The following is a 25,629-nucleotide window of genomic DNA, read 5'->3' as shown; positions in this document are numbered from 1 at the left end:
AGAGGGGAGGGCGCGTCCCGCGCCGCCCCGCCCGGATCGGCACGATGTCCCATGAGGCGAGGGGGCCCGAGAGGCTCCCTCTCTCGTTCCGGCGGATCAAACACAGCGAGCGGGACCGCCGCCCGCGTCAGTCGAACGGACACACAACATGGCACGTGAGCGTGAGGGTCGTCGCCGCGACGACCGCGAGGAGCGCGACAGCGAGTTCGTGGACAAGCTCGTCCACATCAACCGCGTCGCCAAGGTGGTGAAGGGCGGCCGTCGCTTCGGCTTCGCGGCCCTCGTCGTCGTCGGCGACCAGAAGGGTCGCGTCGGTTTCGGTCACGGCAAGGCCCGTGAGGTTCCCGAGGCCATCCGCAAGGCCACCGAGGCCGCCAAGCGCGGTCTCGTCCGCGTGGCGCTCCGCGAGGGCCGCACCCTGCACCACGACGTGCAGGGCCGTCACGGCGCCGGCAAGGTCATCCTGCGCGCGGCTCCGGCCGGTACCGGCATCATCGCCGGCGGCCCGATGCGCGCCGTCTTCGAGACGCTGGGCATGCAGGACGTCGTGGCGAAGTCGCTCGGCTCCTCGAACCCCTACAACCTCGTGCGCGCCACCTTCGACGCGCTGAAGAACGAGGATTCGCCCCGGTCGGTCGCGGCGCGCCGCGGTCTCAAGGTGTCGGCCCTCCAGGCCCGCCGTCGTGACGCCGACTCGGCCGCCTCGGCCGATTCCGCCGACGCGGCGTAAGGAGGCGCTCCGATGGCTGAGAAGAAGACCGTCCGCGTGCAGCAGATCGGCTCGCCGATCCGCCGCGAGGCCAGCCAGCGTCAGACGCTGATCGGCCTGAAGCTGAACAAGATGCACCGCATCGCCACGCTCGAGGACACCCCGTCTGTCCGCGGCATGATCGCGAAGGTGCATCACCTCGTGCGCGTTCTCGACGACGCGGCGTGAGGAGGGCACGATGAAGCTCAACGAAATCCGTGACAACGAAGGCGCAACCAAGAAGCGGATGCGCGTCGGCCGTGGCATCGGCTCCGGCAAGGGCAAGACCGCCGGCCGCGGCGTGAAGGGCCAGAAGGCGCGCTCCGGCGTCGCCATCAAGGGCTTCGAGGGCGGCCAGATGCCGCTCCACCGCCGTCTGCCGAAGCGCGGGTTCAACAACCCGGGCGCCACCGACCTCAACGAGGTCAATATCGGCCGCATCCAGCAGGCGGTCGATGCCGGCAAGCTCGACGCGTCGGCTCCGGTGACCCTGGAGGCGCTGATCGCCGCCGGCGTGGTCTCCAAGGCTCGCGACGGCGTCAAGATCCTCGGCGTCGGCGAGCTCACCGCCAAGCTGACCTTCCAGGTCTCCCGCGCGTCGAAGTCGGCGGTCGAGGCGATCGAGAAGGCCGGCGGCTCGGTGACCCAGTCGCTCGCGACCGCCGACGAGGCTGTTGCGTCGGCCTGAGGCACACTTTAAGTCACCGATCATCGGCGGCGGCCCGTGCGACCAGCGCGAGGCCGCCGCTCGTGTTTTGGGGGACGCCCGCGCGTCCCTGACCGCGACGCCGCGGATCCCGACCCGAGGACACTTAACCCATGGCCTCTGCAGCCGAGCAGCTCGCCGCCAACCTCAACTTCGGCGCCATCGCCAAGGCCGAAGAGCTCAAGAAGCGGATCTGGTTCACCCTGGGCGCCCTGATCGTCTACCGGCTCGGGACCTACATCCCGCTCCCGGGCATCGATCCCGACGCTCTCCGCCAGAGCTTCGCCAACGCCCAGGGCGGCGTGCTCGGCCTGTTCAACATGTTCTCCGGCGGTGCCGTCGAGCGCATGGCGATCTTCGCCCTCAACATCATGCCGTACATCTCGGCGTCGATCATCGTGCAGCTGCTCACCTCGGTGGTGCCGTCGCTCGAGGCGCTGAAGAAGGAGGGCGAGTCGGGCCGCAAGGTCCTCAACCAGTACACCCGCTACCTCACGGTGGTGCTGGCGATCTTCCAGGCCTGGGGCATCGCGGTCGGCTTGCAGAGCTCCGGCGGCATCGTCCAGGATCCGGGTCCCTTCTTCCTGGTCTCGACCGTCATCACGCTGACCGGCGGCACGCTGTTCCTGATGTGGATCGGCGAGCAGATCACCTCGCGCGGCATCGGCAACGGCTCCTCGCTCATCATCTTCGCGGGCATCGTCGCGCACCTGCCCTCGGCGATCGCCGGAACCCTCGAGCTCGGCCGCCAGGGCGCGCTCTCGACCGTGGTGATCCTCGGCGTCGTGGTGATGGCCGCGGCGGTCGTCTACTTCATCGTGTTCATGGAGCGCGCCCAGCGCCGCCTCCTGATCAACTACCCCAAGCGCCAGGTCGGCAACCGGATGTACGAGGGCCAGACCTCGTTCCTGCCGCTCAAGCTCAACACCTCGGGCGTGATCCCGCCGATCTTCGCCTCCTCGCTGCTGCTGCTGCCGGCCACCGCGGCGAGCTTCCAGACCGATCCGAACGGCACCGGCATCATCGCCACCATGGCGACCTATCTCGGCCACGGCCGGCCGCTCTACATGCTGCTCTACGCGGCGCTGATCATCTTCTTCGCCTTCTTCTACACGGCGGTGGTGTTCAACCCGCAGGAGACGGCGGACAACCTGAAGAAGCATGGCGGGTTCATCCCGGGCATCCGGCCCGGCGAGCGCACCGCCGAGTTCATCGACAAGGTGCTGTCGCGCATCACGGTGATCGGTGCGGCGTACCTCACGGTGATCTGCCTCATCCCGGAGATCCTGGTCTCCTACGCCTCGCTGCCGTTCTACTTCGGCGGCACCTCGCTCCTGATCGTGGTCTCGGTGACCATGGACACGGTGGCGCAGGTCCACGGCCACCTGCTGGCGCACCAGTACGAGGGCCTGGTGAAGAAGGCGAAGCTGCGCGGCGCCCGCCGGCGCTGATCGGCTCGGTCGGACCGGGATGCAACCGGTCCGGCCGCCATCCCCCGCGTCGGGACGTGCATCCCCCGCGTCGGGACGTGGAAGCCTTGCGCCCGGGCGCGGCCTTGGCGCATGGTCGGATTCCGCCCGGACAGGGCCACGGGTTACAAGAAGCAGACAGGCCGCACCCCGGGAGGACGGATCCCGTGCGGGAGCGGTGGAGGGGAGTGACAGGTTATGCGGATCATTCTGCTCGGCCCGCCCGGCGCAGGGAAGGGTACCCAATCGGCGCGGATCGTCGAGCGGTTCGGAATCCCGCAGCTCTCGACCGGCGACATGCTGCGCGCGGCCGTGGCCGCCGGCACCCCGGTCGGCCTCAAGGCGAAGGCCCTGATGGAGAGCGGGGGCCTCGTCTCCGACGACATCGTGATCGGCATCGTCGCCGACCGGATCGAGGAGGCGGATGCCCGCGCCGGCTTCATCCTCGACGGCTTCCCGCGCACCGTGGCGCAGGCCGTCGCCCTCGAGACGATGCTCGCCGAGAAGGGCTTGGCGCTCGACGCGGTGGTCGAGTTCAAGGTCGACGAGGACGCGCTCGTCGGCCGCATCGCCAAGCGCGCGGCCGAGACCGAGGCCCGCGGCGAGCCGGTGCGCAAGGACGACACGCCGGAGGTGTTCAAGACCCGTCTCGAGGCCTATCGCACCCAGACCGCGCCGCTCTCGGCCCACTACGCCGGCACCGGGCTCCTGCGCCAGGTCGACGGCATGGCGCCGATCGACGAGGTGACGAAGCAGCTCGAAGGCGTGCTCGCGCCCTACCAGACCGTTTCGGCCTGAGCCGGCAGGTCTGTTGACAAGCGGAGGCGCCCGCGCTAGTGGGCGCTCCTTCGTTCAGACCCGGACGGCCCGGCGTGCCTCTCTGGAGGCCGCTCCGGGCCGATTTGCCGTCGGGACGACGCGCAGGGGCCGGGCTCCACCGGACGCGCGTGACAACCGTGAAGACACGCCCCGGCGGTGACGCCGCGGGCGCGATGGAGAGCAGGAACACCATGGCCCGTATCGCCGGCGTCAACATCCCGACCAACAAGCGCGTCGTCATCGCGCTCCAGTACATCCACGGCATCGGCGCCAAGAAGGCCGAGGAGATCACCGAGAAGGTCGGCATCCCGGCCGAGCGCCGCGTGAACCAGCTCACCGACGCCGAGGTGCTGCAGATCCGCGAGACGATCGACCGCGACTACATCGTCGAGGGCGACCTGCGCCGCGAAGTCTCGATGAACATCAAGCGCCTGATGGACCTCGGCTGCTACCGTGGCCTGCGCCACCGCCGCAACCTGCCGGTCCGCGGCCAGCGCACCCACACCAACGCCCGCACCCGCAAGGGCAAGGCGAAGCCGATCGCCGGCAAGAAGAAGTAAGCCGCGCGGCCGCATGAGATCGGCGGGCCTTGGGCTTCGGCTCGGTCCCGCCCGAATCCGGCGGCGCGCCAGCGCCGCCACGCACACCGTAAGACACGTCCCGAGCGCCTGGCACCACGGGCGCGCCTGAAGGATCGAAAGACAGTATGGCCAAGGAAGCAACCCGCGTCCGTCGTCGCGAACGCAAGAACATCGTGTCGGGCGTCGCCCACGTGAACGCCTCGTTCAACAACACGATGATCACCATCACGGACGCCCAGGGCAACACGATCTCGTGGTCGTCGGCCGGCGCCATGGGCTTCAAGGGCTCGCGCAAGTCGACCCCCTACGCCGCCCAGGTGGCGGCCGAGGATGCCGGCCGCAAGGCCGCCGAGCACGGCATGCGCACCCTCGAGGTCGAGGTCTCGGGCCCCGGTTCGGGCCGCGAGTCGGCCCTGCGCGCGCTCCAGGCGGCGGGCTTCACGGTGACGTCGATCCGCGACGTGACCCCGATCCCGCATAACGGCTGCCGCCCGCGCAAGCGCCGCCGCGTCTGATCGTCCATCATGTCCCGGGGGGCCCTTCGGAGTCCCCCGGCCGACGGCCCGCGTAGAGGATTGCGTGTCGACAGACCTCACCGCCACGATCGCCCGGCCCGGCGTCCTTCCCTGGACGCTGGGCGATCGCGTTGTGGTCGCGCTGAATGACGGTCACCTCGTGGCGTCGCTCGGGCTGGTGCAGAACCTGCCCGCCGACGAGGCGGAGGACCTGCAAGCGGCGGGATATCGGAGCGTCGAGGCCCCGCGGATCACCGTGAACGCCTTTCTGATTCTCGGCGGCGAGGCGCCGGTTCTGGTCGATGCCGGCATGGGCGCCGGCGGTCCCGACAGCCTCGGCCACCTGCCGAAGGCGCTGCGGGCGTGCGGCGTGGCGCCGGACGAGATCGGCACGGTGCTGGTCACCCACCTGCACTTCGATCACGTCGGCGGGCTGATCGGGCCGGACGGCGCGGTCGCCTATCCCAATGCCGAGGTGGTGATCCCGCAAGCCGAGGCCGCCTACTGGCTCGCCGACGCCGCCGGGGCGCGGGCCCCGGCGGCCGCGAAGGCGGGCTTTCGGCGCGCGAGAAGCCTCGTGGCGGCTTACGGCGACCGGATCCGCCAGGCCGGCGAGGGCGAGGTCCTGCCGGGGGTCGAGGCGATCCTGGCTCCCGGCCATACGCCCGGCCACACCGCCTACCGGATCCAGTCGGGCGACGAGAGCCTGCTGATCTGGGGCGACGTGGTGCATCTGCCGGCGATCCAGTTCGCCCGGCCGGAGGCCGGCGTCTCCTTCGACGTGGACGGCGCGACCGCTGCCGCCACGCGCAAGCGCATCCTCGATCAGGCCGCCGCCGAGCGCAGCTTGGTCGCCGGGATGCATCTCGATTTTCCGGCCCTCGGCTACGTGCGGCGCGATCGCGTCGGCTTCGCCTGGGTCCCGGAGCAGTGGAGCGCGGCGTCCTGACCGTCCCTGCTTCGAACGCGTGAGAGATCAGGACGGCGGTGTCTCCCGGGCGCGGGAGGGGCCGCGAGGGGAGGGCTCTCTCGAGGGCCGCCCCGGTGTAAGTTGGCGAGAGGTGCGAACGTGGTCATTCAGAAGAACTGGCAAGAGCTGATCAAGCCGAACAAGCTCGAGGTCACCCCCGGGCACGACCCGAAGCGGATCGCCACCGTGGTGGCCGAGCCGCTCGAGCGCGGCTTCGGCACCACCCTCGGCAACGCCCTGCGCCGGGTGCTCCTCTCCTCGCTCCAGGGTGCGGCCGTCACCTCGGTCCACATCGACGGCGTGCTGCACGAGTTCTCGTCGATCCCCGGCGTGCGCGAGGACGTCACCGACATCGTCCTCAACATCAAGACGATCGCGATCCGCTCGTCGAGCGACACCCCGAAGCGCATGACCCTGCGCAAGACCGGACCGGGCCTCGTCACCGCCGGCGACATCGCCACGATCGGCGACGTGCAGATCCTCAACCCCGACCTCGTGCTCTGCACCCTCGACGACGGTGCCGAGATCCGCATGGAGTTCACCGTGTCGGCCGGCAAGGGCTACGTCCCGGCGGAGCGCAACCGGCCCGAGGACGCGCCGATCGGCCTGATCCCGGTCGACGCGCTGTTCTCGCCGGTCACCAAGGTGTCCTACCGCATCGAGAACACCCGCGAGGGCCAGGATCTCGACAAGGACAAGCTGACCATGACGGTCGAGACCAACGGTGCGGTCTCGCCCGAGGATGCGCTGGCCTACGCCGCCCGCATCATCCAGGACCAGCTCCAGATCTTCGTGAACTTCGAGGAGCCCCGCAAGGAGGAGGCCGCGCCGCTCGCGCCGCAGCTGCCCTTCAACCCGGCGCTGCTCAAGAAGGTCGACGAGCTCGAGCTGTCGGTCCGTTCGGCCAACTGCCTCAAGAACGACAACATCGTCTACATCGGCGACCTCATCCAGAAGACGGAGGCCGAGATGCTGCGGACTCCGAACTTCGGGCGCAAGTCGCTCAACGAGATCAAGGAAGTGCTGGCCGCCATGGGCCTGCACCTCGGCATGGACGTTCCCGGCTGGCCGCCGGAGAACATCGAGGATCTCGCCAAGCGCTTCGAAGAGCACTACTGAGCCGGTCCGGCGGCGCGGGATCGACCTCGCGCCGCCACTCCCGATGCGCCGGGATCCGCGGCGCATCGGGAGTGGCGGGAGACTGCCCTCGCACCACAAAGGACGGCCGACCCGTGGCACGGCGGCCGAGAACCAAAGGAGAGAGCCATGCGTCACGGTTTCCGGGGTCGTCGCTTCAACCGCACCGTCGAGCATCGCAAGGCGATGTTCTCGAACATGTCGGCCGCGCTGATCAAGCACGAGCAGATCATCACCACCCTGCCGAAGGCCAAGGACCTGCGTCCGGTCGTCGAGAAGCTGATCACGCTGGGCAAGCGCGGCGACCTGCACGCCCGTCGCCAGGCGATCGCGGCGCTCCGCGGCGACGAGGTGATGGTCAAGAAGCTGTTCGACGTGCTCGGCCCCCGCTACGCCGGCCGCCCGGGCGGCTACTGCCGCATCATGAAGGCCGGCTTCCGCTACGGCGACAACGCCCCGATGGCGGTGATCGAGTTCGTCGACCGCGACGTCGACGCCCGCGGCAAGGATTCCGGCCCGGTCCAGGTCTCCGACGAGACCCCGGCGGAGTAATCCGCAGCCGATCCGATCGTCCTCGAAGGCGGCCCGCGAGGGCCGCCTTTTTCTTTTCGCGAGGCGTTCGTCACCGGGAACCCGGCGGCCCGACGCACGATCTCCCCGCGGCATCCGCCGCCAAGGGAGACCCGATCCATGACCAAGCTGACCGTGCCAGTCCTCGCCGCCCTGTTCCTCGCCGGGAGCGCTGCGGGCGCCCTCGCCGACAAGGTCGGCGCCGACTGGATGCCGATCGGCCAGGTGATCCAGAAGGTCGAGGCCGCCGGCTACACCCAGATCTCCGAGATCGAGGCCGATGACGGCCACTGGGAGGGCGAGGGGATGAAGGACGGCAAGCCGATGAAGTTCAAGGCCGATCCGCGCACCGGCGCCATCCTGTCGGAGAAGGCCGGCAAGTAAGCAGAAGTTCGGGACGAATCCGGCCGGCTTTGTCCGGGAAGGTGCTGGATTCCGAGCGGCGGGAGGCGCAAAGGAGACGCGCTTCCCGTCCACCAGCGAAAACCGTCCCATGACCGCGATCCCCGCCCTCGCCGACCTCCAGGCCCGCTACGCCGCGCTGCAGGGGCGCGGCTTCAAGCTCGACATGACCCGCGGCAAGCCGGCGCCCGAGCAGCTCGACCTGTCGGAGGGCCTGCTGACCCTGCCGGGCAACCGCGACCACCGCACCGAGAGCGGCGAGGACGCCCGCAATTACGGCGGCGTGCAGGGGCTGGCCGAGGTCCGCGCCCTGTTCGCCCCCTTGCTCGGCACGTCGGCGGACCGGGTCGCGATCGGCAACAATTCGAGCCTCGCGCTCATGCACGACTGCATCGCCTACGCGCTCCTCAAGGGCGTGCCCGGGGGTGCCCGGCCGTGGGCGAAGGAGGAGGAGATCCGCTTCCTCTGCCCGGTGCCGGGCTACGACCGCCACTTCGCCCTGTGCGAGACCTACGGCATCGGCATGATCCCGGTGCCGATGACCGCCGACGGCCCCGACATGGACGTGGTCGATCGGGAAGTGCGCGATCCCCGGGTGAAGGGGATGTGGGCCGTGCCGCAATACTCCAATCCCGGGGGTGAAACCTATTCGGACGCCACCGTCGAGCGGCTGGCCCGGATGGAGACCGGGGCGCCGGACTTCCGGCTGTTCTGGGACAACGCCTACGCGCTGCACCACCTGACCGAGCGCCGTCCTGCCTTGCGCAACGTGCTGGAAGCCTGCGCGGAGGCCGGCCATCCGGACCGGGCGATCGTCTTCGCCTCGACCTCGAAGGTGACGCTCGCCGGCGCCGGCCTCGCCATGCTGGCCTCGTCGGAGGCCAATATCCGCTGGTACCTTAGCCAGGCCGGCAAGCGCAGCATCGGGCCGGACAAGCTCAACCAGCTGCGCCACGTCCGCTTCCTGCGCGACCGGGGCGGGCTCGACGCCCTGATGGACGGTCACCGGCGGCTCCTGGCGCCGAAGTTCCGGGCCGTGACCGAGACCCTGTCGCGCCATCTCGGCGGCACCGGCGTCGCGCGCTGGAGCGAGCCGGAGGGCGGCTACTTCATCCTGCTCGAGGTGCCGGAGGGTTGCGCCACCCGGGTGGTCAAGCTCGCCGCCGCCTGCGGCCTCGCGCTCACCCCGGCCGGCGCCACCCACCCCTACGGCCGCGACCCGCAGGACCGCCTGCTGCGCCTCGCCCCGTCCTATCCGAAGCCCGCCGAGGTCGAGGCGGCGGCCGAGGTGGTGGCGGTCTGCGTGCTGCTGGCCGCCGCCGAGAGCCGGGAGGCCGGCGGGAGCGGGCGTGTGGCCGCGTAGGGGCTATCCTGCGCAAGCAGCCCCGCCCCTTCGGAGCGCCCGCATTCCTCTCTCTCCGTCCGGACGGCCTCCCCGCTCGTGAGGCCGTCCGGCGCACATCCGCCTCGTGCCCGCCCGGGTTGTCGTCGCTCCGGCGAAACCTAAGACACCACTCATCCCGCGGCAGCCCGGGGGCACGCCCGTGCCCCCGGCGAACGGATGAGGGTTCGCGCATGCAATACCGGCAATTCGGGCGCTCCGGCCTCAAGGTTCCAGTCCTGAGCCTCGGCACCGGCACCTTCGGCGGCAACAACGAGTTCTTCCAGCGCTGGGGCCGGACCGACGTCGCCGAGGCGAGCCGGATGGTCGACCTGTGCCTCGATGCCGGCGTCAACTTCTTCGACACCGCCGACATCTACTCGCAGGGCGCCTCCGAGGAGATCCTGGGCCAGGCGCTCAAGGGCAAGCGCGAGCGGGCGCTGATCTCCACCAAGGCGACCTTCCCGACGGGGGAGGGGCCCAACGACAAGGGCTCGTCGCGCTACCACCTCGTGCGGGCCTGCGAGGCGAGCCTGAAGCGCCTCGGCACCGACCACATCGACGTCTACTTCATGCACGGCTTCGACGCGCTCACCCCCGTCGACGAGACCCTGCGGGCGCTCGACGACCTCGTGCGGGCGGGCAAGATCGGCTATATCGGCGCCTCGAACTTCTCCGGCTGGCAGCTGATGAAGGCGCTCGGCACCTCCGAGCGCTACGGGCTCGCGCGCTACGTCGCCTACCAGGGCTACTACTCGCTGGTCGGCCGGCACTACGAGTGGGAGCTGATGCCGCTCGGCCTCGACCAGGGCGTCGCCCTGATGGTGTGGAGCCCGCTCGGCTGGGGCCGCCTCACCGGCAAGATCCGCCGCGGCGCCGATACCAGCGGGCGCATCAAGGCGGGCGGTGCCGAGGGCGGTCCGCCGGTCGCCGACGAGGCCCTGTTCCGGGTCGTCGACGTCCTCGACGAACTCGCCGCCGAGACCGGACGCAGCGTGGCGCAGGTGGCGCTCAACTGGCTCCTCTCCCGCCCGACGGTCGCCAACATCGTCGTCGGGGCCCGCAACGAAGAGCAGCTCAAGCAGAATCTCGGCGCCGTCGGCTGGACCCTCTCGGCCGAGCAGGTCGCCCGCCTCGACGCCGCGAGCCAGGAGACGCCGATCTATCCCTACTGGCACCAGAAGGGCTTCGACGAGCGCAACCCGAAGCCGACGACTTGGTGAGCGGTCGCGTCACCGCGACAGTGCAACCCGAGACTGCGATGGACTAGGGCAGCAACTCCTGTTTCGCGCATCGCGCGGCCGGCCGACCTGCGTTAGACAGGAGGTGCGAAGCACCCCGGCTCGGCCGAGCCGGGGACGGGCGACCGCGAACAGGCGGCCGCCCGCGCGAGTCCCAAGGTGCCCGATGGCGCATGCCGGCCTACACGATCCCGTCCTCGTCGCGCTCTCGATCGGCATCGCGATGCTGGCGTCCTTCGTCGCGCTGGACCTCGCCAGCCGGATGAAGGCCGCGACGGGCTGGGCGCGGCGGGCCTGGCTGATGACCGCCGCCGTGGTGCTCGGCGGCGGCGTCTGGTCGATGCACTTCGTCGCCATGCTGGCCTTCCGGCTGCCCGGCACCGAGATCACCTACGATCTCGGCCTCACGCTCCTCTCTCTCGCCCTGCCGGTCGCCGTGACGGCGATCGGCCTCGCCATCGCCCAGCGGCCAGGCCGCACGCGCCCGGTCGCCGTGGCGGGGCTCGTCACCGGGCTCGGCATCGTCCTGATGCACTATACCGGCATGGCGGCGATGCGGCTGCCGGCCTTGCCGCACTACGACCCGGCCTGGGTCGCCGTCTCGGTGCTGATCGCGGTCGTGGCCGCCACCGTGGCGATCCGGCTCGCGCTGACCGAGAGCGGCCTCGGGCAGCGGGCCGCCGCGTCGGGCGCGATGGGGCTCGCCATCGCGGGCATGCACTACGCGGCCATGCGGGGCCTGCTGTTCACCCATTCCGCGGAGGCCGGTCACGGCGCCCTGGGGGCGGGCGTCGACCAGGTCCGCCTCGCCGCCGGCGTCACGGCGGTGACCTTCCTGGTCCTGGCGCTGGCGCTCTCGGCCGCCACCATCGACCGCCGCTTCTCCCAGCGCGCCGCCCGCGAGGCCGCGGCCCTGCGCGCCAGCGAGGAGCGCTACCGCCTGCTGCTCCAGAGCGTGACCGACTACGCGATCTTCATGCTCGACCGAGACGGCGTCGTGGCGAACTGGAACGCGGGTGCCCGGCGCATCAAGGGCTACGAGGCCGAGGAGATCGTGGGCGCGCACTTCTCGCGCTTCTACACCGAGGAGGACCGGGCCGGCGGCCGGCCGGAGCGGGCGCTCGCCGCCGCCCGGGGCGGCAAGTTCGAGGACGAGGGCTGGCGCGTGCGCCGGGACGGCACCCGGTTCTGGGCCAGCGTCGTCATCGACCCGATCGTCGGCGAGGACGGGACGCTCGTCGGCTTCGCCAAGGTCACCCGCGACGTCACCGAGCGCAAGCGCGCGCAGGACGCGCTGGAGCAGGCCCAGGCGGCGCTCGCGCAGGCCCAGAAGATGGAGGCGGTGGGCCAGCTCACCGGCGGCGTCGCCCACGATTTCAACAACCTGCTGATGGCGGTGCTGGGCAGCCTGGAGCTTCTGCGCAAGCGCCTGCCCGACGATCCCCGCCTGCTGCGCCTGCTCGACAACGCCGTGCAGGGCGCCGAGCGCGGGGCGGCGCTGACCCAGCGCATGCTGGCCTTCGCCCGGCGCCAGGAGCTCAAGCCCGAGGCGATCGACCTCGCGCATCTCGTGCGCGAGATGACCGACCTGCTGCAGCGCTCGATCGGACCGGGCGTGCGGATCGAGACGCGCTTCCCGTCGGGCCTGCCGCCCGCCCTGGTCGACGCCCACCAGCTCGAGCTCGCGCTCCTCAACCTCGTGGTCAATGCCCGCGACGCGATGCCGGAGGGGGGCACCGTCGCGATCGCGGGGCGGCTGGAGGAGCCGGGCGCGGCCGGGGAGGCCCGGCCGATGCTCTGTCTCTCGGTCACCGATACCGGCACCGGCATGGACGCGGCGACCCTCGCCCGGGCGCAGGAGCCGTTCTTCACCACCAAGGGCGTCGGCAAGGGCACCGGCCTCGGCCTGTCGATGGTGCACGGCCTCGCGGCGCAGTCGCACGGCCGCCTGGTGCTGCGCAGCCGCCCCGGCGCCGGCACCACGGCGGAGGTCTGGCTGCCGGTGGCGGCGCGAGAGGCCGGACCGGCGCCCGAGGAGGCGCCGGCCCGCCGCCCGCCCGCGGCCCGCGGCCTGCCCTCCCAGGTCGTCCTCGTTGTCGACGACGACCCCCTGGTGCTCGAGAACAGCGCCGCGATGCTGGAGGATCTCGGCCACCGGGTGATCGAGGCCCGCTCGGGCCAGGAGGCCCTGGAGCTGATGCGCCGCGCCCGCACCCTCGACCTCGTCCTCACCGACCACGCCATGCCGGAGATGACCGGGCTCCAGCTCGCCGCCCGGATCGAGGCCGAGCGGCCCGGCCTCCGGGTGATCCTCGCCACCGGCTACGCCGATCTCGCCCCCGACGAGGCCGCCCGCCTGCCGCGGCTGGCCAAGCCCTACGATCAGGCGACGCTCGCCCGGATGATCGAGACCGTGATGCGGGGCGCGGAGGACGCCCCGGACGAGCCGGTCGTGGTGCCGTTCCCGAGGAGCGCGTGAGGGGCGGCCTTCCGCCTCGCCCGAGTGGAAACTCGTGTGAGGCGGCGATGTCGGCGCGGACCGCCGGGCGACGGCGACCGGATCCGGCTCACGCCGCCGGCGCCTTCCGGGCCTTCGCCTCGCGCAGGAGCGCCAGCCCCTCGGGCCCGAGATCGAGCGCGAGGCGCAGCACCTCGTCGGCATAGGCCTGCGGCGTGGTGCCGGCCTGCTTGGCCGCCCGGGTGAGGCGCAGGCCGAGCGCCCCGTCGACCGGGATCGAGGTGCCGCGGGGAGCGGGCTCCGCGGGAGCCGCCGCCGGAACCGGGCCGGAGGCCGCAGCGCGGGCCGGGGCGATGTCCGGCCGGGGCGGCAGGCCGAGGGCCTGGCGCCGACCCTGCGCCGCCAGGCGGTCGGCGCGCTCGTTGCCGGCCTCGCCGGCATGGCCCTTGACCCAGACCCAGCGCACGTCGCGCCGCGCCGCCAGTTCGTCGAGGCGCTGCATCAGCTCGACGTTCTTCACCGGCCCGGTGGTGGTGCGCCAGCCCTTGAGCTTCCAGCCGCGGATCCACTCGGTGACCGACTTCACCACGTACTGGCTGTCGCAGCGCATCTCGATCGCGGCGCCCTCGGGGAAATGCTCCAGCGCCCGGATCGCCGCGGTCAGCTCCATGCGGTTGTTGGTGCTCTGCGGGTCGCCCCCGCACAGCTCGACGGTGCCCTCCGGCGCCTGGATCACCACGCCCCAGCCGCCCGGCCCGGGATTGGGATCGCAGCCGCCGTCGGCGTACACGATGGTTCGCATGGCTGCCTTTTTCGCTCGTTTCACACGACGGGACGCGGCCGGCCCGGTGACGCGGGATGCCCGGCGACGGGTGCCGGCCGCGCGGGCACATTCGGCCCGGAATGGTGAACAAATACCCAGGCGGCCTCCTGCGCAACCCGGGCCCGCCCTGGCACGGCGCTTGCGGCTGCGCGAGGATGCGCGAGGATGCGCGAGGATGCGCGATGATGAGACCGCGACCGGACGCAAGGGCGTCGCAGTCGGTCCATCCGCGCTGACCCTTGGGGAGGGCGAGACGAGATGCGCACCACGCCAGTCGAGCCCGTCGACGCCGTCGAGGAGATGCTGCCGCCGGCCCGCCTCGTGCCGCTGGCGATCCAGCACGTGCTGGTCATGTACGCGGGCGCGGTGGCGGTGCCGCTGATCATCGGCCGGGCCCTGGGTCTGCGGCCCGAGGAGGTGGCCTTCCTCATCAGCGCCGACCTGTTCGCCTGCGGCCTCGCGACCCTGGTCCAGTGCGCGGGATTGCCGGGCATCGGCATCCGCCTGCCGGTGATGATGGGCGTGACCTTCGCGTCGGTCGGCCCGATGCTGTCGATGGCGGCGACGCCGGATGTCGGGCTTCTCGGCATCTACGGTTCGGTGGTCGCCGCCGGCCTCTTCGGGCTCCTGGTCGCGCCGTTCGTCAGCCGCCTGCTGCCGCTCTTCCCGCCCGTCGTCACCGGCACGATCATCCTGGTCATCGGCATCTCGCTGATGCGGGTCGGCATCAACTGGGCTGGCGGCGGCCAGCCGACGCTGACGCGGATCGTCGACGGCGTCCCCGCTTCCGTGCCGAACCCGAACTACGCCCAACCCGGCGGCCTCGGCATCGCCTTCCTGGTGCTGCTCGTGATCCTGGCGCTGATCCGCTGGGGGCGGGGCTTCCTCGCCAACGTCGCGGTGCTCGTCGGCATCGTCGCCGGCTCGGTCCTGGCGGCGATGCTCGGCCTGATGCATCTCGACAAGGTGGCGGCCGCGCCCTGGTTCGCCCCCGTGCTGCCGTTCCACTTCGGCTGGCCGCACTTCCACCTCGTGCCGATCGCCACGATGTGCGTCGTGATGATCGTGGTGATGATCGAATCGACCGGCATGTTCCTGGCGCTCGGCGAGATCACCGGCCGGCCGGTGTCGCAGAAGGATCTCGCCCGGGGCCTCAGGGCCGACGGGCTCGGCACGCTGCTGGGCGGCGTCTTCAACACCTTCCCGTACACCTCGTTCTCGCAGAATGTCGGCCTCGTCGGGGTGACGGGCGTGCGCTCGCGCTACGTCACGGTGGCGGGCGGGGTGATCATGCTGGCCCTCGGCCTGGCGCCCAAGATGGCCGCCCTCGTCGAGGCGGTGCCGCAGGTGGTGCTCGGCGGCGCCGGCCTCGTCATGTTCGGCATGGTGGCGGCCACCGGCGCGCGCATCCTCACGGGGGTCGATTTCCGCGGGCAGCCGAAGAACCAGATCGTGGTGGCGGTCGCGGTCGGGTTCGGCATGATCCCGCTGGTCGCGCCGACCTTCTTCCGCAACCTGCCGCACGCCCTGCATCCGCTGCTCGAATCGGGCATCCTCCTCGCCTCGATCGCCGCGGTCCTGCTCAACGCCTTCTTCAACGGCGTGGGCAGCGCCGAGCGGGCGGGCCGGGACGCCTCGGCGGCCGCGGCGGCGGCCGAGCACGTCTGAACCGATCCTATCGCACGAGGTACCGATGACCCTGCTGCACAAGACCTACGGCAAGGGCCGGGTGCGGGTGATGCGCGTCCACCGCGACGGCGACCGGCACGAGGTGCGCGAGCTGACCGTGAAGGCGATGCTGAGGGGCGCGTTCGCGCGCACCTTCACGCATGCCGACAACAGCGACACGGTCTCGACTGACACGATCAAGAACGTCGTCTACGTCGTCGCCCGCGAGAGCCCGGCCCTGCCGGCGGAGGCGTTCTGCCGCGCGGTGGCGCAGCGCCTGCTCGACCGCTACCCGCAGATGGAGGAAGCCACCGTCACCGCCCACGAGACCCGCTGGAACCGGCTCGCCATCGACGGCGCGGCCCATCCCCACGCCTTCACGCTCGACGGCAACGGCCAGCCCTTCGCCCGGGTCGTGCTGTCCCGCGACGGCGCCACGACCGAATCCGGCCTCTCGGGCTTCACCTTCCTGAAGAGCACGGAATCGGGCTGGGCCAACTACGTCAAGGATCCCTACACCACGATCCCCGAGACCCACGACCGCATCGCCGCGACCAGCATGGAGGCGTCCTGGGCCTGGGCCTCCGAGCCCGCCGATTACGAGGCCGCCAACGCCCGGGTCCTCGACGCGCTGCTGCGGGTCTTCTCCGGGAGCTACAGCCACAGCCTGCAGGACAGCCTCTACCGCATGGGAATGGCGGCGCTGGAGGCGGTGCCGGAGATCGCCACGATCACGCTCGCCTGCCCGAACAAGCACTATCTCCTGGCGAATCTGAGCCCGTTCGGCCTCGACAACCCGAACCAGGTCTTCGTCGCGACCGACGAGCCGCACGGGCAGATCGAGTGCACGGTCGGGCGGTGAAGCCTCCGGCCCCGGTCTCCGTGAGGGCCGCGTCTGCCCTCACGATCCGTGCCGGGCACGGGTTCGACGGCATCGCCCCGGTCGCATGAAGCTCAAGGAGCGCGACGCGTGCTGGACCACCTCGCGATCGACGTGTCCGACATCGCCCGCAGCCGCCGCTTCTACGCCGCGGCCCTGGCGCCGCTCGGATACGTCGTGCGGCGAGAGGAGGCCGCCTCGGTCGGGTTCGGCGTGGTCGCGGGCGAGGGACGGTCGCTCGATCCGGGCGGAGACTTCTGGATCGCCGCGGGCACTCCTCACGCCTCGGTGGTCCATTTCGCCTTCAGCGCCCCCTCGCGGGAGGCCGTCGACGCCTTCTTCGCGGCCGCGCTCGGAGCGGGCAGGTTGGATAACGGCCGCCCCGGCCTGCGCCCGCGCTATCACCCGAACTACTACGCCGCCTTCGTGATCGACCCCGACGGCTACGCCATCGAGGCCGTCTGCCACCAGGGCTCCGGCTGATCGCGCCGGGCGACCGCCCCCGGTTCCGCGGAGGCGCCGACCGCGTTCACGCCTCAATGCCGCGTCGGGTTCGCCCCCACGGTCTCGGCCGACAGCCAGTCCACCACCTCGGCCAGCGCCTCCCGGGGCGGCAGGCCGCGCCCCTGCGCCTCGGTGAACAGGGCGAGCTGGCGGTCGGCGCTGGTGCCGCGGGCGACGACCCAGCGGGCGAGGTCGAGCTCGGCCTCGCAGGCCAGCGCCCGCGCATCCTCGGCGACGAGGGAGAGGGTCTCGGCGAGCACCGTCGCCACCGGCCGCGCCGCCCGGCTCTCCTCGCACACGAAGCTGCCGTGGATGCCGTAGCGCTGGGCCCGCCAGCAATTCTCCGCCGCGATCGCCTGCGATGCGCCGGTGAGGTCGCGGTGGCGCGCCGGCTCGCGGGCGAGGCGGCGCACCAGGCAGCGGTAGAGCGCCGCGATGGCGAGCGCGTCGTCGAGGCGGGTGCAGCTGTCGGCGATGCGCAGGTCGAGGCTCGGGCCGGTCGGGGAGGGGCAGATCACCCACCAGACGTGGCGCGGGTCGTCGATGGCGCCCGAACCCACCACCGTGTCGAGGTAGCGGGCGTAGTCCGCCTCGTCGCGAAACAGCGGCGGCAGGCCGCTGCGGGGCAGCTCCCGCGAGGCGGCGAGGCGGTATCCGAGGAGCCCGGTGCGCTGCGCCTGCCAGAACGGCGACGAGGTCGAGAGCGCGAGCAGCAGGGGCAGGTAGGGCTGGACCCGGTTCATCAGGTCGATCCGCGACACGCCGTCGGGCACCCCGACGCCGACGCTCAGGCCGCAGACCACGTTGCGGCTGCCGACCATCTGGAGGTCGCGCAGCACCCGGCCGCGGGCGGCCTGGTCGCGCGGGCGCACCCGGCTCCACTGGGCCAGCGGATGGGTGCCCGACGCCATCAGGGCGAGGCCCCGGGCGGAGGCGAGCGCCCCGAGGCCGCCGCGCAGGGCGGCGAGCGCCCGCCGGGCCTCGGCGAGGTCGCTCACCGGCTCCGTGGCCCAGACGAGCTGCGGCTCCATCAGTTCGGCGCGCACCTGCGGGTACGCGGCCCGGCAGGCGGCCAGGAAATCGCGGGTGCGGGCCCGGGCGGCGTCGCGCTTGCCCGCATCGTTGATGAACACTTCCTCCTCGAGGCAGACGTCGAATTCCGCTCGCATACGCAGTACCTCCGGCATCGGCGGGCCAAGGGCGGGGTCAAGGGCGGGGCCAAGGACGGGCCGGCGACCGCGGTCGCGAATCGGCCTCGTTTCCGCGGGGCGGCCCCGATATCAGCGCTTGGAATGAGGCGCGACCCCGGCCGCGCGCCGGGGCGGCGACGGTCCGTCGTGCCTCATGCCGCCACTTGAGAATGGGGTGGGTTTTTTTAGGCCCGCGACCGTCCGTCGCCGAGCACGGCCTGGACCAGGGCCAGCACCGCCACGGCGGCGGTATCGGCGCGCAGGATCCGGGGCCCGAGCGACAGGCGGACGGTGTTGGGACGGTCTCCGATCAGGGCGCGCTCCTCCGGCGTGAACCCCCCCTCCGGTCCGATCACAACGGCCAGCGGAGCGGCGCCGTTCCCCGATACGGTGCTCGCGCCTGCCGCCGCGCCAGCCTGCGTTAAGGCCGCGACGGGATCGGCCACCGGGGCGTCCTCGTCGCAGAACACCAGCAGGCGCTCCGGCGCGAGCGCGGCGAGCGCCTCGGAGAGCGGCGCGGCGTCGCGGATCTCCGGCAGGCTCAGGATGCCGCACTGCTCGGCGGCCTCGATCGCGTTGGCGTGGAGCTTGTCGAGCTTGATCCGGTCGCCCTGCGTGCGGCGCGTCACGACCGGTTGGATCAGGCTCGCGCCCATCTCGACCGCCTTCTGGGCGACGTAGTCGAGACGGGCGGCCTTGAGCGGGGCGAACAGGTAGTGCAGGTCGGTGCCCGGGGTCTGGGGGCGGGTCCGCATCCGCAGCACCAGGTCGGCCGCCTTGCGGCCGGTCGGCTCGATCTCGGCCCGCCACTCGCCGTCGCGGCCGTTGAACACCAGCACTGGCTCGCCGGCGTTCCTCCGCAGCACCGAGAGCAGGTAGTTCGCCTGCGCCCGGTCGAGGGTATGCCGGACGCCCTCGCGCATCGGGATGTCGAGGAAGAGCCGGGGAGCATTGAAATCGTAGGCCGCCATGGCGCCGTGCTCGCCGAGGCGGGGGCCGGATGTCAATCGTTCCGCCCCGCGGCGTGGGCTCGCCGCGTGTGGCGCCCGCGCAACAACGGCCGGCGAGCGGCGCCGGATCGCTCGCCCCGCGGCCCGCGCCGCACGATGGCGCCACAATCCTGTGCAGAAAGCGGTGTGAGGCCGGGAGCGGCAAGGGATTCTTACGTATGCCGGGCGCGCCGCCGAGAATGCGGCCGGATCGGCGAGAGGCCGGGATTTCGGGGCCGGAGCTTTGGGGGGATTTGGGAGATGACTGGCATGCGTGTGACCGTGGCGGCGCTGGCCGGAAGCCTGCTCGGCGCGACGCTCCTCGGCGGGGCGGCCCGGGCCCAGGGCGCCGATTGCTCGACGATCCAGAAGACCCTGACCGAGCGCAAGGACATCGTCTCCAAGGTGAACGCCGCCTCGCAGGGCAAGAAGGCGAAGATCACCGCGGCGGCCGCCTGCACCCTGTTCACGAAGCTCCAGGCCAACGGCACCGAGGGCATGAAGTGGATCACCGCCAACAAGGATTGGTGCTCGATCCCGGATTCCTTCGTCGAGGGCTTCAAGGCCGATCACGGCCGGGTCTCGACCCTGCGCACCAAGGTCTGCCAGGCGGCGACGCAGCAGGTGGCGATGGAGAAGAAGGCCCGCGCCATGGCGGCGCAGCAGCAGCAGGGCGGCGGTGGCGGCGGTCTCCTCGGCGGGCCCGGCCTGACCGGCAGCTTCCGGGTGCCGCAGGGCGCCCTGTGAGCGCGGCGCCGCTGACGAACCCGGCGCGCCGCGCCCGGGCATGACGCGGGCATGAATCGGGAATGACTCCTGCCCCCGAAATGACGCCTGCCCCCGACCGTCCGGTCGCCGACGCGGTCACCGGACACTGGGTCGACCGGCACGCCCCCGAGGCCGTGCGGCCCTACCTGCGCCTCGCCCGCATCGAGCGCCCGATCGGCTGGTGGCTGCTGCTGCTGCCGTGCTGGTGGTCGGCGGCGCTCGCAGCGACCGCGGTGGGCCGGCCGGGCCCGAGCCTGTGGCACCTCGCCCTGTTCCTGATCGGCGCGGTGGCGATGCGGGGTGCGGGCTCGACCTACAACGACATCGCCGACCGCGACCTCGACGCCCGCGTCGAGCGCACCCGCCTGCGGCCGCTGCCCTCCGGGCGCGTACGCGTGCGCCACGCCGTGATCTTCCTGGTGCTGCAGGCGCTCGTCGGCCTCGCGGTGCTGCTGCAGTTCAACAAGGCGGCGATCCTCGTCGGCATCGCCTCGCTCGCGCCGGTCGCCATCTACCCGTTCATGAAGCGGGTGATGCCGGTGCCGCAACTCGTGCTCGGCCTCGCCTTCGCGTGGGGCGCCCTGATGGGCTGGGTCGCCCTGATCGGCCGCCTCGACGCCCCGGCCTACTGGCTCTATGCCGGCGCCATCGCGTGGGTCATCGGCTACGACACCATCTACGCGGTGCAGGACATCGAGGACGACGAGATCGCCGGCATCAAGTCGTCCGCCCGCTTCTTCGGCACCCGGGTCCGCCTCGCGGTGGCGGGCTGCTTCCTGGCCTGCGTGCTGTTCATCGGCCTCGCGCTGTCCGGGGCCGGGGCCGGGCCGATCGGTCTTTCCGGGCTCGCGCTGTTTGCCGGCCACCTCGCCTGGCAGGTCGGGCGGCTCGATCCGCGCGACGGCGCGGAGGCGTTGCGGCTGTTCCGCTCGAACCGCGACGCGGGGCTGATCCTGTTCTGCGGCCTCGCCCTCGACGCGATCTGGCAGGGGCTGATGTAACGCCTCAGAGGCTGCCGCCGTCGGTCATCAGCGCCTCGTCGCGGTAGACCAGGGGGCGCAGCGGCAGCCGGGCGGTCTTGCGGCGGGTGAGGAAGCGCGGCCGACGGTGGTTCAGCAGGCCGTGCCGGCGGCGGATGCGCACGGTGCCGAGCTTCACCCGGCCGAGCTGCTGGCCCATCGGCGAGACCGCGCCGTCCTCCTGGATGACCACCAGGGGCAGGCCCGTCTCGGCGCCCAGCCGCCGCCACACCGCCACGACCTCGTCGTCGCCGAAGGTGCCGAGATGCATCAGCGGGTCGCCGCTGCGGTCGAGCACCGTCACGGCGAAGCGGTCCTCCCCGGCGGCGTCGCTGGCGTCGCCGTCGAGGCAGAGGGCCAGGCTGCCGGCGGCGCTGGCGCCGGGCAGGCGGCCGACGATCGGCAGGGCAGACGGCTCGGCCTGGACCGGTCCGCGGTGGATGACCGGGAGCTCGACGTCGCGGCGGGCGGCGTTGCTGCTCGAAGACCGGCGGTTCGAAGAGGGGAATCTGGTGACCATGGATCTGCTCGACGCCCTGTCCGCGTGAGGCGGCGACCTCTGTCGTGTCGTCCGCTGTTGTCACGACTTTGGACCCGCTCCCGCTCAGAACGCCTTAAAAGGCAGCGTTAAGCGATGGTTGGCGTGGGCCAGATGCTTCGAATGCTCAACGGATCCTTGTTGCGACCCGATTCATTTATCGTTCACCGCCAGATGATGCCGCGTATCGGTCGCGAAACCCTTCGCTAAGACAATGCGGCATCGCCGCCGGCGTGTCCGGGCTGGGGCGTCCTTGTGGCGTCCGGTGGGGGCGCCTACAACGGAGGGATCCTGCTCCGTGCTCGACCCGTGCCCGCCGCGGGGCCGCCGGGCGCCCCCCTTTCGAAACCTTGGCGGCCGACCATGCCTCTGTCCGACGTGCGCGCGATCCTGCCCGAGGACCTCCTGCCCCAGGTCCGGGCGATCATCCGCGAAGCGGCGCTCCTGGCGCTGCCGTATTTCCGGCAGGGCGAGCGCACCAGCGCCCGGGTCTGGAGCAAGGCCGGCGGCTCGCCGGTGACGGAGGCCGACGTGACGGTGGACGCCTTCCTGAAGGTGCGCCTGAGCGAGCTGATCCCCGGCGCCGCCTGGCTCTCGGAGGAGACCCGGGACGATCCCGTCCGCCTCTCCCACGACCTCGTCTGGATCGTCGACCCGATCGACGGCACCCGCGCCTTCCTGTCGGGCGATCCCGACTGGTCGATCGCCGTGGCGCTCCTCGCCCATGGCGAGCCGGTGCTCGGCCACGTCGCCGCGCCGGTGACCGGAACGCTCTACGAGGCCGTGGCCGGGGAGGGGGCGACGAAGGACGGCGCGCCGATCCGGGTCTCGGCCCAGGCGGACCTGGCCGGCGCCCGGGTCACCGGGCCGAAGCCGATGGCCGACCGGCTCGAGCGCCAGGGCGGGCTTGCCGGCACGCCCGGCGCGCTGGTGCGTCTGCCGCGGATCCCGTCGCTGGCGTTACGGCTCGTGCGAGTGGCGGAAGGGCTGGTCGATGTCGGGCTGGTCTCCTCGGATGCCCGCGACTGGGACCTCGCCGGGGCCGATCTGATCCTGCGCGAGGCCGGCGGCGCGGTGCTCGGCCTCGACGGCCGTGTTCCGGTCTACAACCGGCGCGAGCCGATCCACGGCGAACTGGTGGCCCTGCCGCAGGCCTTGCGGGAGGCGGTGCTGACGGGGTTGAGGTGAGACGCCGGGTGGGTCGACGCCGTCACGGCAAGTAAGCCCGCACGCTGTCCTCGATGGCGCGGAGGGTCGGAGTGCCTCCGGAGCAGGCCGAACCGCGCCCTACCGCGCCTCCCGCTTCTCCAGCGCCGTCTTCGCCTGCTTCAGCTGGTCGAACACCACGCTCGGCGTGGTCCCGAAGAACGCGAAGCCCGCGTTGATCGCCCAGTAACCGGCGAGCAGGATCAGCGGCACCAGGATCCACCCTAGGATCTCCTCGCCGATCTTGCGGCGGCGGCGGCGCTGGCGCCGCTTCTCGCGCCGGGTCACCTTCGGGGAGGGCGGGGTCACCGTCGCGGCCGGGGCGAGGGGGCCCTCGTTGAGATCTCCGCTCATCGGGATCCTCTTCACGTCCTCTGGCGCGGGGCAGGACGGCCTCGCGTGTCCAAACGCCCCGCGGCGGCCGCTCGGGGAGCGGCCGGGGCCTCAAAATGCGCATCCCGGCGGAGGAGGCCCCCGCCGGGATGCGCGCGTCTCGGATGAGCCTCATACACGGGAGGCGTGCCGGGATCGAGGGGTCTGCCCTCGATCCCGGCGGGATCAGGCCCGCACCAGCGGCACCTTCGGCACCGTGCGGATCCCGCCGCCACCGTCGCCCGAGCCGCCGTCCTTCGGCTTCTTCGGCGCGGCGCGGGGGCGCTTCTGCTTCTTCGCCGCGCTCTTCCCCGCCTTCTTGGCGGCGATCGTCACGTCCTTCTCGGGCCGCGGCATCACCGGGCCGGCCGGGAAGACGAAGCCGAGGCTCGGCTTCTCGCCGTCGGGCCGCTTGACGATCACCCGGACGGCGCCGCCGTCCTTGAGCTTGCCGAACAGCACCTCGTCGGCGAGCGGGGTCTTGATGGTCGACTGGATCAGGCGGGCCATCGGGCGGGCGCCCATGGCCTCGTCGTAGCCGTTCTCGACCAGCCAGTCCCGCGCCTCGTCGGACAGCTCGATGGTGACGTTGCGGTCGGCGAGCTGCGCCTCGAGCTGCAGGACGAACTTGTCGACGACCTTGGCCACCACCTCCTTCGGCAGGTGGCCGAAGGACACGGTCGCGTCGAGGCGGTTGCGGAATTCCGGGGCGAACAGGCGGTTGATCGCCTCCTGGTCGTCGCCGGTGCGCTTGTTCTGGGTGAACCCGAACGCCGCCTTGGCGAGGTCGGCCGCGCCCGCATTCGTCGTCATGATGATGATGACGTTACGGAAATCGACCTGCTTGCCGTTATGGTCGGTCAGCTTGCCGTGGTCCATCACCTGCAACAGGATGTTGAACAGGTCCGGGTGGGCCTTCTCGATCTCGTCGAGCAGCAGCACGCAATGCGGATGCTGGTCGATGCCGTCGGTGAGGAGGCCGCCCTGGTCGAAGCCGACATAGCCCGGAGGGGCGCCGATCAGCCGCGAGACGGTGTGCCGCTCCATGTATTCCGACATGTCGAAGCGCAGCATCTCGACGCCGAGGCTGGAGGCGAGCTGCTTGGCGGCTTCGGTCTTGCCGACGCCGGTCGGGCCGGCGAACAGGTAGGCGCCGATCGGCTTGTCGGGGTCGCGCAGGCCCGCCCGGGCGAGCTTGATCGAGGCGGTCAGCGCGTCGATGGCGGCGTCCTGGCCGTAGACCACCCGCTTCAGGTTGTCGGTGAGGTGGGCGAGCACCTCCGCGTCGTCCTTCGAGACGGTCTTTGGCGGGATGCGGGCCATCGTGGCGATGGTCGCCTCGATCTCCTTCACGCCGATCGTGCGCTTGCGGCGGCCTTCCGGCACCAGCATCTGCGAGGCCCCGGTCTCGTCGATCACGTCGATCGCCTTGTCCGGCAGCTTGCGGTCGTTGATGTAGCGGGCCGACAGCTCGACCGCGGCCTTCACGGCCTCGGTCGTGTACTTGAGCTTGTGGAACTCCTCGAAGGACGGACGCAGGCCCTTGAGGATCTCGATCGCGTCCGGGATCGACGGTTCGTTGACGTCGATCTTCTGGAAGCGGCGCACCAGGGCCCGGTCCTTCTCGAAGTACTGGCGGTACTCCTTGTAGGTGGTCGAGCCGATGCAGCGCAGGGAGCCGGAGGCCAGGGCCGGCTTCAGGAGGTTCGAGGCGTCCATCGCGCCGCCCGAGGTCGCACCGGCACCGATCACCGTGTGGATCTCGTCGATGAACATGATGGCGTTCGGGTGCGCCTCGATCTCCTTCATCACCTGCTTGAGGCGCTCCTCGAAGTCGCCCCGGTAGCGGGTGCCGGCGAGCAGCGTGCCCATGTCTAGGGAGAACACGGTGGCGTCCGCCAGGACCTCCGGCACCTCGTGCTGGATGATCTTGCGGGCGAGGCCTTCCGCGATCGCGGTCTTGCCGACGCCGGGATCGCCGACGAGCAGCGGGTTGTTCTTCTGCCGGCGGCAGAGAACCTGGATCGTGCGCTGGACCTCGTTCTCGCGGCCGATCAGCGGGTCGATCTTGCCCTCGCGGGCCTTCTTGTTGAGGTTGACGCAGTAGGCGTCGAGCGCGTCACCCTTCTTCTTCTGGCCGCCGCGCTCGTCCTCGGCCCCGCTGGGACGTTCCGTCGGACCCTCCTCGTCGGCGCCGCGCACGGGCTTGCCCTCGGACAGGCCGGGGCGCTTGGCGATGCCGTGGCTGATGTAGTTGACCGCGTCGTAGCGGGTCATGTCCTGCTCTTGCAGGAAGTAGGCGGCGTGGCTCTCGCGCTCGGCGAAGATCGCCACCAGCACGTTGGCGCCGGTGACCTCCTCTCTCCCCGAGGACTGCACGTGGATCACCGCGCGCTGGATCACGCGCTGGAACCCCGCCGTGGGCTTGGCGTCCTGGCGCCCGTCGCCGGTCAGGTTGGCGAGCTCGGTGTCGATGTACTCGACGAGGTTGCGCTTGAGCAGGTCGACGTCGACGTTGCAGGCCCGCATGACCGCAGCCGCGTCCTGGTCGTCGACCAGGGCCAGCAGGAGATGCTCGAGGGTCGCGTATTCGTGCCGGCGCTCGCCGGCCAGCGCCAGGGCGCGGTGGAGAGCTTGTTCAAGGCTGCGTGAGAAGCTGGGCAAAGCGGGCCTCT

General features: G+C 71.4%; 26 protein-coding genes. 20 read left to right on the top strand and 6 right to left on the bottom strand.

The genetic code is table 11. The features are described 5' to 3' along the window. The first annotated feature begins 148 nt into the window (after positions 1-148). From rpsE to DK419_RS18900, 14 genes are all read left to right on the top strand, one after another. Positions 149-730 carry a 30S ribosomal protein S5 gene (gene rpsE / locus DK419_RS18965; RefSeq protein ID WP_048425830.1) on the top strand — a complete coding sequence of 194 codons (582 nt, stop codon included), beginning with the start codon at positions 149-151 and terminating at the stop codon, positions 728-730. A gap of 12 nt (positions 731-742) precedes the next feature. After that, positions 743-937, top strand: coding sequence for a 50S ribosomal protein L30 (gene rpmD, locus DK419_RS18960; protein ID WP_109960468.1), 195 nt, complete (start codon positions 743-745; stop codon positions 935-937). Between the two features lie 10 nt (positions 938-947). Then, entirely contained in the window at positions 948-1,436 is a 489-nt protein-coding gene (rplO, locus tag DK419_RS18955) for a 50S ribosomal protein L15 (protein WP_109960467.1), read from the top strand. Positions 1,437-1,567: 131 nt separating this feature from the next. Beyond that, positions 1,568-2,905 (top strand): preprotein translocase subunit SecY, encoded by a 1,338-nt coding sequence (gene secY / locus DK419_RS18950; protein WP_048450470.1) that lies wholly within the window; start codon positions 1,568-1,570, stop codon positions 2,903-2,905. Positions 2,906-3,121: 216 nt separating this feature from the next. Then, positions 3,122-3,721 carry an adenylate kinase gene (locus DK419_RS18945; RefSeq protein WP_109960466.1) on the top strand — a complete coding sequence of 200 codons (600 nt, stop codon included), beginning with the start codon at positions 3,122-3,124 and terminating at the stop codon, positions 3,719-3,721. 212 nt (positions 3,722-3,933) lie between these two features. Further along, complete coding sequence (rpsM, locus tag DK419_RS18940; RefSeq protein WP_109960465.1) at positions 3,934-4,302, top strand: 30S ribosomal protein S13; 369 nt, start codon at positions 3,934-3,936, stop codon at positions 4,300-4,302. A gap of 146 nt (positions 4,303-4,448) precedes the next feature. Next, entirely contained in the window at positions 4,449-4,838 is a 390-nt protein-coding gene (gene rpsK, locus DK419_RS18935) for a 30S ribosomal protein S11 (RefSeq protein WP_015928609.1), read from the top strand. A 64-nt stretch (positions 4,839-4,902) separates the two neighbouring features. Beyond that, positions 4,903-5,787, top strand: coding sequence for an MBL fold metallo-hydrolase (locus DK419_RS18930; protein ID WP_245442544.1), 885 nt, complete (start codon positions 4,903-4,905; stop codon positions 5,785-5,787). 102 nt (positions 5,788-5,889) lie between these two features. After that, a complete protein-coding gene (locus DK419_RS18925; RefSeq protein WP_414468138.1) occupies positions 5,890-6,927 on the top strand; it encodes a DNA-directed RNA polymerase subunit alpha in 1,038 nt (345 codons plus the stop codon). 147 nt (positions 6,928-7,074) lie between these two features. After that, the gene (gene rplQ, locus DK419_RS18920) at positions 7,075-7,497 is read left to right on the top strand and encodes a 50S ribosomal protein L17 (RefSeq protein WP_109960464.1); all 423 of its coding nucleotides are present in this window, start codon (positions 7,075-7,077) and stop codon (positions 7,495-7,497) included. A gap of 138 nt (positions 7,498-7,635) precedes the next feature. Further along, positions 7,636-7,899, top strand: coding sequence for a PepSY domain-containing protein (locus DK419_RS18915; RefSeq protein WP_109960463.1), 264 nt, complete (start codon positions 7,636-7,638; stop codon positions 7,897-7,899). Positions 7,900-8,008: 109 nt separating this feature from the next. Continuing rightward, positions 8,009-9,280 carry an aspartate aminotransferase type Ic gene (locus DK419_RS18910; RefSeq protein ID WP_109960462.1) on the top strand — a complete coding sequence of 424 codons (1,272 nt, stop codon included), beginning with the start codon at positions 8,009-8,011 and terminating at the stop codon, positions 9,278-9,280. A 212-nt stretch (positions 9,281-9,492) separates the two neighbouring features. Continuing rightward, positions 9,493-10,521 carry an aldo/keto reductase gene (locus DK419_RS18905; protein WP_109960461.1) on the top strand — a complete coding sequence of 343 codons (1,029 nt, stop codon included), beginning with the start codon at positions 9,493-9,495 and terminating at the stop codon, positions 10,519-10,521. A 184-nt stretch (positions 10,522-10,705) separates the two neighbouring features. Further along, positions 10,706-13,018, top strand: coding sequence for an MHYT domain-containing protein (locus DK419_RS18900; RefSeq protein ID WP_109960460.1), 2,313 nt, complete (start codon positions 10,706-10,708; stop codon positions 13,016-13,018). Between the two features lie 88 nt (positions 13,019-13,106). Here the strand turns inward: DK419_RS18900 and rnhA are convergent, their stop codons facing one another. After that, entirely contained in the window at positions 13,107-13,799 is a 693-nt protein-coding gene (gene rnhA, locus DK419_RS18895) for a ribonuclease HI (protein ID WP_109960459.1), read from the bottom strand. 279 nt (positions 13,800-14,078) lie between these two features. On the opposite strand from rnhA, the gene DK419_RS18890 reads away from it, so the two are divergent. From DK419_RS18890 to DK419_RS18880, 3 genes are all read left to right on the top strand, one after another. After that, positions 14,079-15,488, top strand: a complete 1,410-nt coding sequence (locus DK419_RS18890) for a nucleobase:cation symporter-2 family protein (protein WP_109960458.1) — start codon at positions 14,079-14,081, stop codon at positions 15,486-15,488. A gap of 25 nt (positions 15,489-15,513) precedes the next feature. Continuing rightward, positions 15,514-16,350 (top strand): factor-independent urate hydroxylase, encoded by an 837-nt coding sequence (gene pucL, locus DK419_RS18885; protein ID WP_109960457.1) that lies wholly within the window; start codon positions 15,514-15,516, stop codon positions 16,348-16,350. A gap of 108 nt (positions 16,351-16,458) precedes the next feature. After that, on the top strand, positions 16,459-16,851 hold the full coding sequence (locus DK419_RS18880; protein ID WP_109960456.1) for a VOC family protein: 393 nt from the start codon (positions 16,459-16,461) through the stop codon (positions 16,849-16,851). Positions 16,852-16,904: 53 nt separating this feature from the next. Here DK419_RS18880 and DK419_RS18875 read toward each other — a convergent pair whose 3' ends face one another. Both DK419_RS18875 and DK419_RS18870 read right to left on the bottom strand, forming a co-directional pair. Beyond that, positions 16,905-18,041 carry a carboxylate-amine ligase gene (locus tag DK419_RS18875; RefSeq protein ID WP_109960455.1) on the bottom strand — a complete coding sequence of 379 codons (1,137 nt, stop codon included), beginning with the start codon at positions 18,039-18,041 and terminating at the stop codon, positions 16,905-16,907. Between the two features lie 206 nt (positions 18,042-18,247). Next, entirely contained in the window at positions 18,248-19,033 is a 786-nt protein-coding gene (locus DK419_RS18870) for a 16S rRNA (uracil(1498)-N(3))-methyltransferase (RefSeq protein WP_109960454.1), read from the bottom strand. A 288-nt stretch (positions 19,034-19,321) separates the two neighbouring features. On the opposite strand from DK419_RS18870, the gene DK419_RS18865 reads away from it, so the two are divergent. Together DK419_RS18865 and ubiA are read left to right on the top strand one after the other, a co-directional pair. Then, entirely contained in the window at positions 19,322-19,798 is a 477-nt protein-coding gene (locus DK419_RS18865; protein ID WP_208642220.1) for a hypothetical protein, read from the top strand. Positions 19,799-19,878: 80 nt separating this feature from the next. After that, positions 19,879-20,820 (top strand): 4-hydroxybenzoate octaprenyltransferase, encoded by a 942-nt coding sequence (gene ubiA, locus DK419_RS18860; protein ID WP_109960452.1) that lies wholly within the window; start codon positions 19,879-19,881, stop codon positions 20,818-20,820. 4 nt (positions 20,821-20,824) lie between these two features. Here ubiA and DK419_RS18855 read toward each other — a convergent pair whose 3' ends face one another. Further along, on the bottom strand, positions 20,825-21,358 hold the full coding sequence (locus DK419_RS18855; protein WP_109960451.1) for a DUF6101 family protein: 534 nt from the start codon (positions 21,356-21,358) through the stop codon (positions 20,825-20,827). A 381-nt stretch (positions 21,359-21,739) separates the two neighbouring features. On the opposite strand from DK419_RS18855, the gene DK419_RS18850 reads away from it, so the two are divergent. Next, positions 21,740-22,564, top strand: coding sequence for an inositol monophosphatase family protein (locus DK419_RS18850; RefSeq protein WP_109960450.1), 825 nt, complete (start codon positions 21,740-21,742; stop codon positions 22,562-22,564). Positions 22,565-22,663: 99 nt separating this feature from the next. Here the strand turns inward: DK419_RS18850 and DK419_RS18845 are convergent, their stop codons facing one another. Both DK419_RS18845 and clpA read right to left on the bottom strand, forming a co-directional pair. Beyond that, positions 22,664-22,936 carry a hypothetical protein gene (locus tag DK419_RS18845; protein WP_109960449.1) on the bottom strand — a complete coding sequence of 91 codons (273 nt, stop codon included), beginning with the start codon at positions 22,934-22,936 and terminating at the stop codon, positions 22,664-22,666. Positions 22,937-23,140: 204 nt separating this feature from the next. Next, complete coding sequence (gene clpA / locus DK419_RS18840; protein ID WP_109960448.1) at positions 23,141-25,618, bottom strand: ATP-dependent Clp protease ATP-binding subunit ClpA; 2,478 nt, start codon at positions 25,616-25,618, stop codon at positions 23,141-23,143. Between the last annotated feature and the right edge of the window lie 11 nt (positions 25,619-25,629).

It is taken from the genome of Methylobacterium terrae (assembly GCF_003173755.1).
GTDB classification, from domain to species: domain Bacteria; phylum Pseudomonadota; class Alphaproteobacteria; order Rhizobiales; family Beijerinckiaceae; genus Methylobacterium; species Methylobacterium terrae.
The sequence above is the reverse complement of the archived record's forward strand: the minus strand, read 5'-3'. Positions and strand labels throughout refer to the sequence as shown.

What these genes read in the sequence shown, in the direction of transcription:
- rpsE (WP_048425830.1), top strand. Translation starts at nt 149, where the DNA reads ATGGCACGTGAGCGTGAGGGTCGTCGCCGCGACGACCGCGAGGAGCGC.
- rpmD (WP_109960468.1), top strand. Translation starts at nt 743, where the DNA reads ATGGCTGAGAAGAAGACCGTCCGCGTGCAGCAGATCGGCTCGCCGATC.
- rplO (WP_109960467.1), top strand. Translation starts at nt 948, where the DNA reads ATGAAGCTCAACGAAATCCGTGACAACGAAGGCGCAACCAAGAAGCGG.
- secY (WP_048450470.1), top strand. Translation starts at nt 1,568, where the DNA reads ATGGCCTCTGCAGCCGAGCAGCTCGCCGCCAACCTCAACTTCGGCGCC.
- DK419_RS18945 (WP_109960466.1), top strand. Translation starts at nt 3,122, where the DNA reads ATGCGGATCATTCTGCTCGGCCCGCCCGGCGCAGGGAAGGGTACCCAA.
- rpsM (WP_109960465.1), top strand. Translation starts at nt 3,934, where the DNA reads ATGGCCCGTATCGCCGGCGTCAACATCCCGACCAACAAGCGCGTCGTC.
- rpsK (WP_015928609.1), top strand. Translation starts at nt 4,449, where the DNA reads ATGGCCAAGGAAGCAACCCGCGTCCGTCGTCGCGAACGCAAGAACATC.
- rplQ (WP_109960464.1), top strand. Translation starts at nt 7,075, where the DNA reads ATGCGTCACGGTTTCCGGGGTCGTCGCTTCAACCGCACCGTCGAGCAT.
- DK419_RS18915 (WP_109960463.1), top strand. Translation starts at nt 7,636, where the DNA reads ATGACCAAGCTGACCGTGCCAGTCCTCGCCGCCCTGTTCCTCGCCGGG.
- DK419_RS18910 (WP_109960462.1), top strand. Translation starts at nt 8,009, where the DNA reads ATGACCGCGATCCCCGCCCTCGCCGACCTCCAGGCCCGCTACGCCGCG.
- DK419_RS18905 (WP_109960461.1), top strand. Translation starts at nt 9,493, where the DNA reads ATGCAATACCGGCAATTCGGGCGCTCCGGCCTCAAGGTTCCAGTCCTG.
- DK419_RS18900 (WP_109960460.1), top strand. Translation starts at nt 10,706, where the DNA reads ATGGCGCATGCCGGCCTACACGATCCCGTCCTCGTCGCGCTCTCGATC.
- rnhA (WP_109960459.1), bottom strand. Translation starts at nt 13,799, where the DNA reads ATGCGAACCATCGTGTACGCCGACGGCGGCTGCGATCCCAATCCCGGG.
- DK419_RS18890 (WP_109960458.1), top strand. Translation starts at nt 14,079, where the DNA reads ATGCGCACCACGCCAGTCGAGCCCGTCGACGCCGTCGAGGAGATGCTG.
- pucL (WP_109960457.1), top strand. Translation starts at nt 15,514, where the DNA reads ATGACCCTGCTGCACAAGACCTACGGCAAGGGCCGGGTGCGGGTGATG.
- DK419_RS18875 (WP_109960455.1), bottom strand. Translation starts at nt 18,041, where the DNA reads ATGCGAGCGGAATTCGACGTCTGCCTCGAGGAGGAAGTGTTCATCAAC.
- DK419_RS18870 (WP_109960454.1), bottom strand. Translation starts at nt 19,033, where the DNA reads ATGGCGGCCTACGATTTCAATGCTCCCCGGCTCTTCCTCGACATCCCG.
- DK419_RS18865 (WP_208642220.1), top strand. Translation starts at nt 19,322, where the DNA reads ATGCGTGTGACCGTGGCGGCGCTGGCCGGAAGCCTGCTCGGCGCGACG.
- ubiA (WP_109960452.1), top strand. Translation starts at nt 19,879, where the DNA reads ATGACGCCTGCCCCCGACCGTCCGGTCGCCGACGCGGTCACCGGACAC.
- DK419_RS18855 (WP_109960451.1), bottom strand. Translation starts at nt 21,358, where the DNA reads ATGGTCACCAGATTCCCCTCTTCGAACCGCCGGTCTTCGAGCAGCAAC.
- DK419_RS18850 (WP_109960450.1), top strand. Translation starts at nt 21,740, where the DNA reads ATGCCTCTGTCCGACGTGCGCGCGATCCTGCCCGAGGACCTCCTGCCC.
- DK419_RS18845 (WP_109960449.1), bottom strand. Translation starts at nt 22,936, where the DNA reads ATGAGCGGAGATCTCAACGAGGGCCCCCTCGCCCCGGCCGCGACGGTG.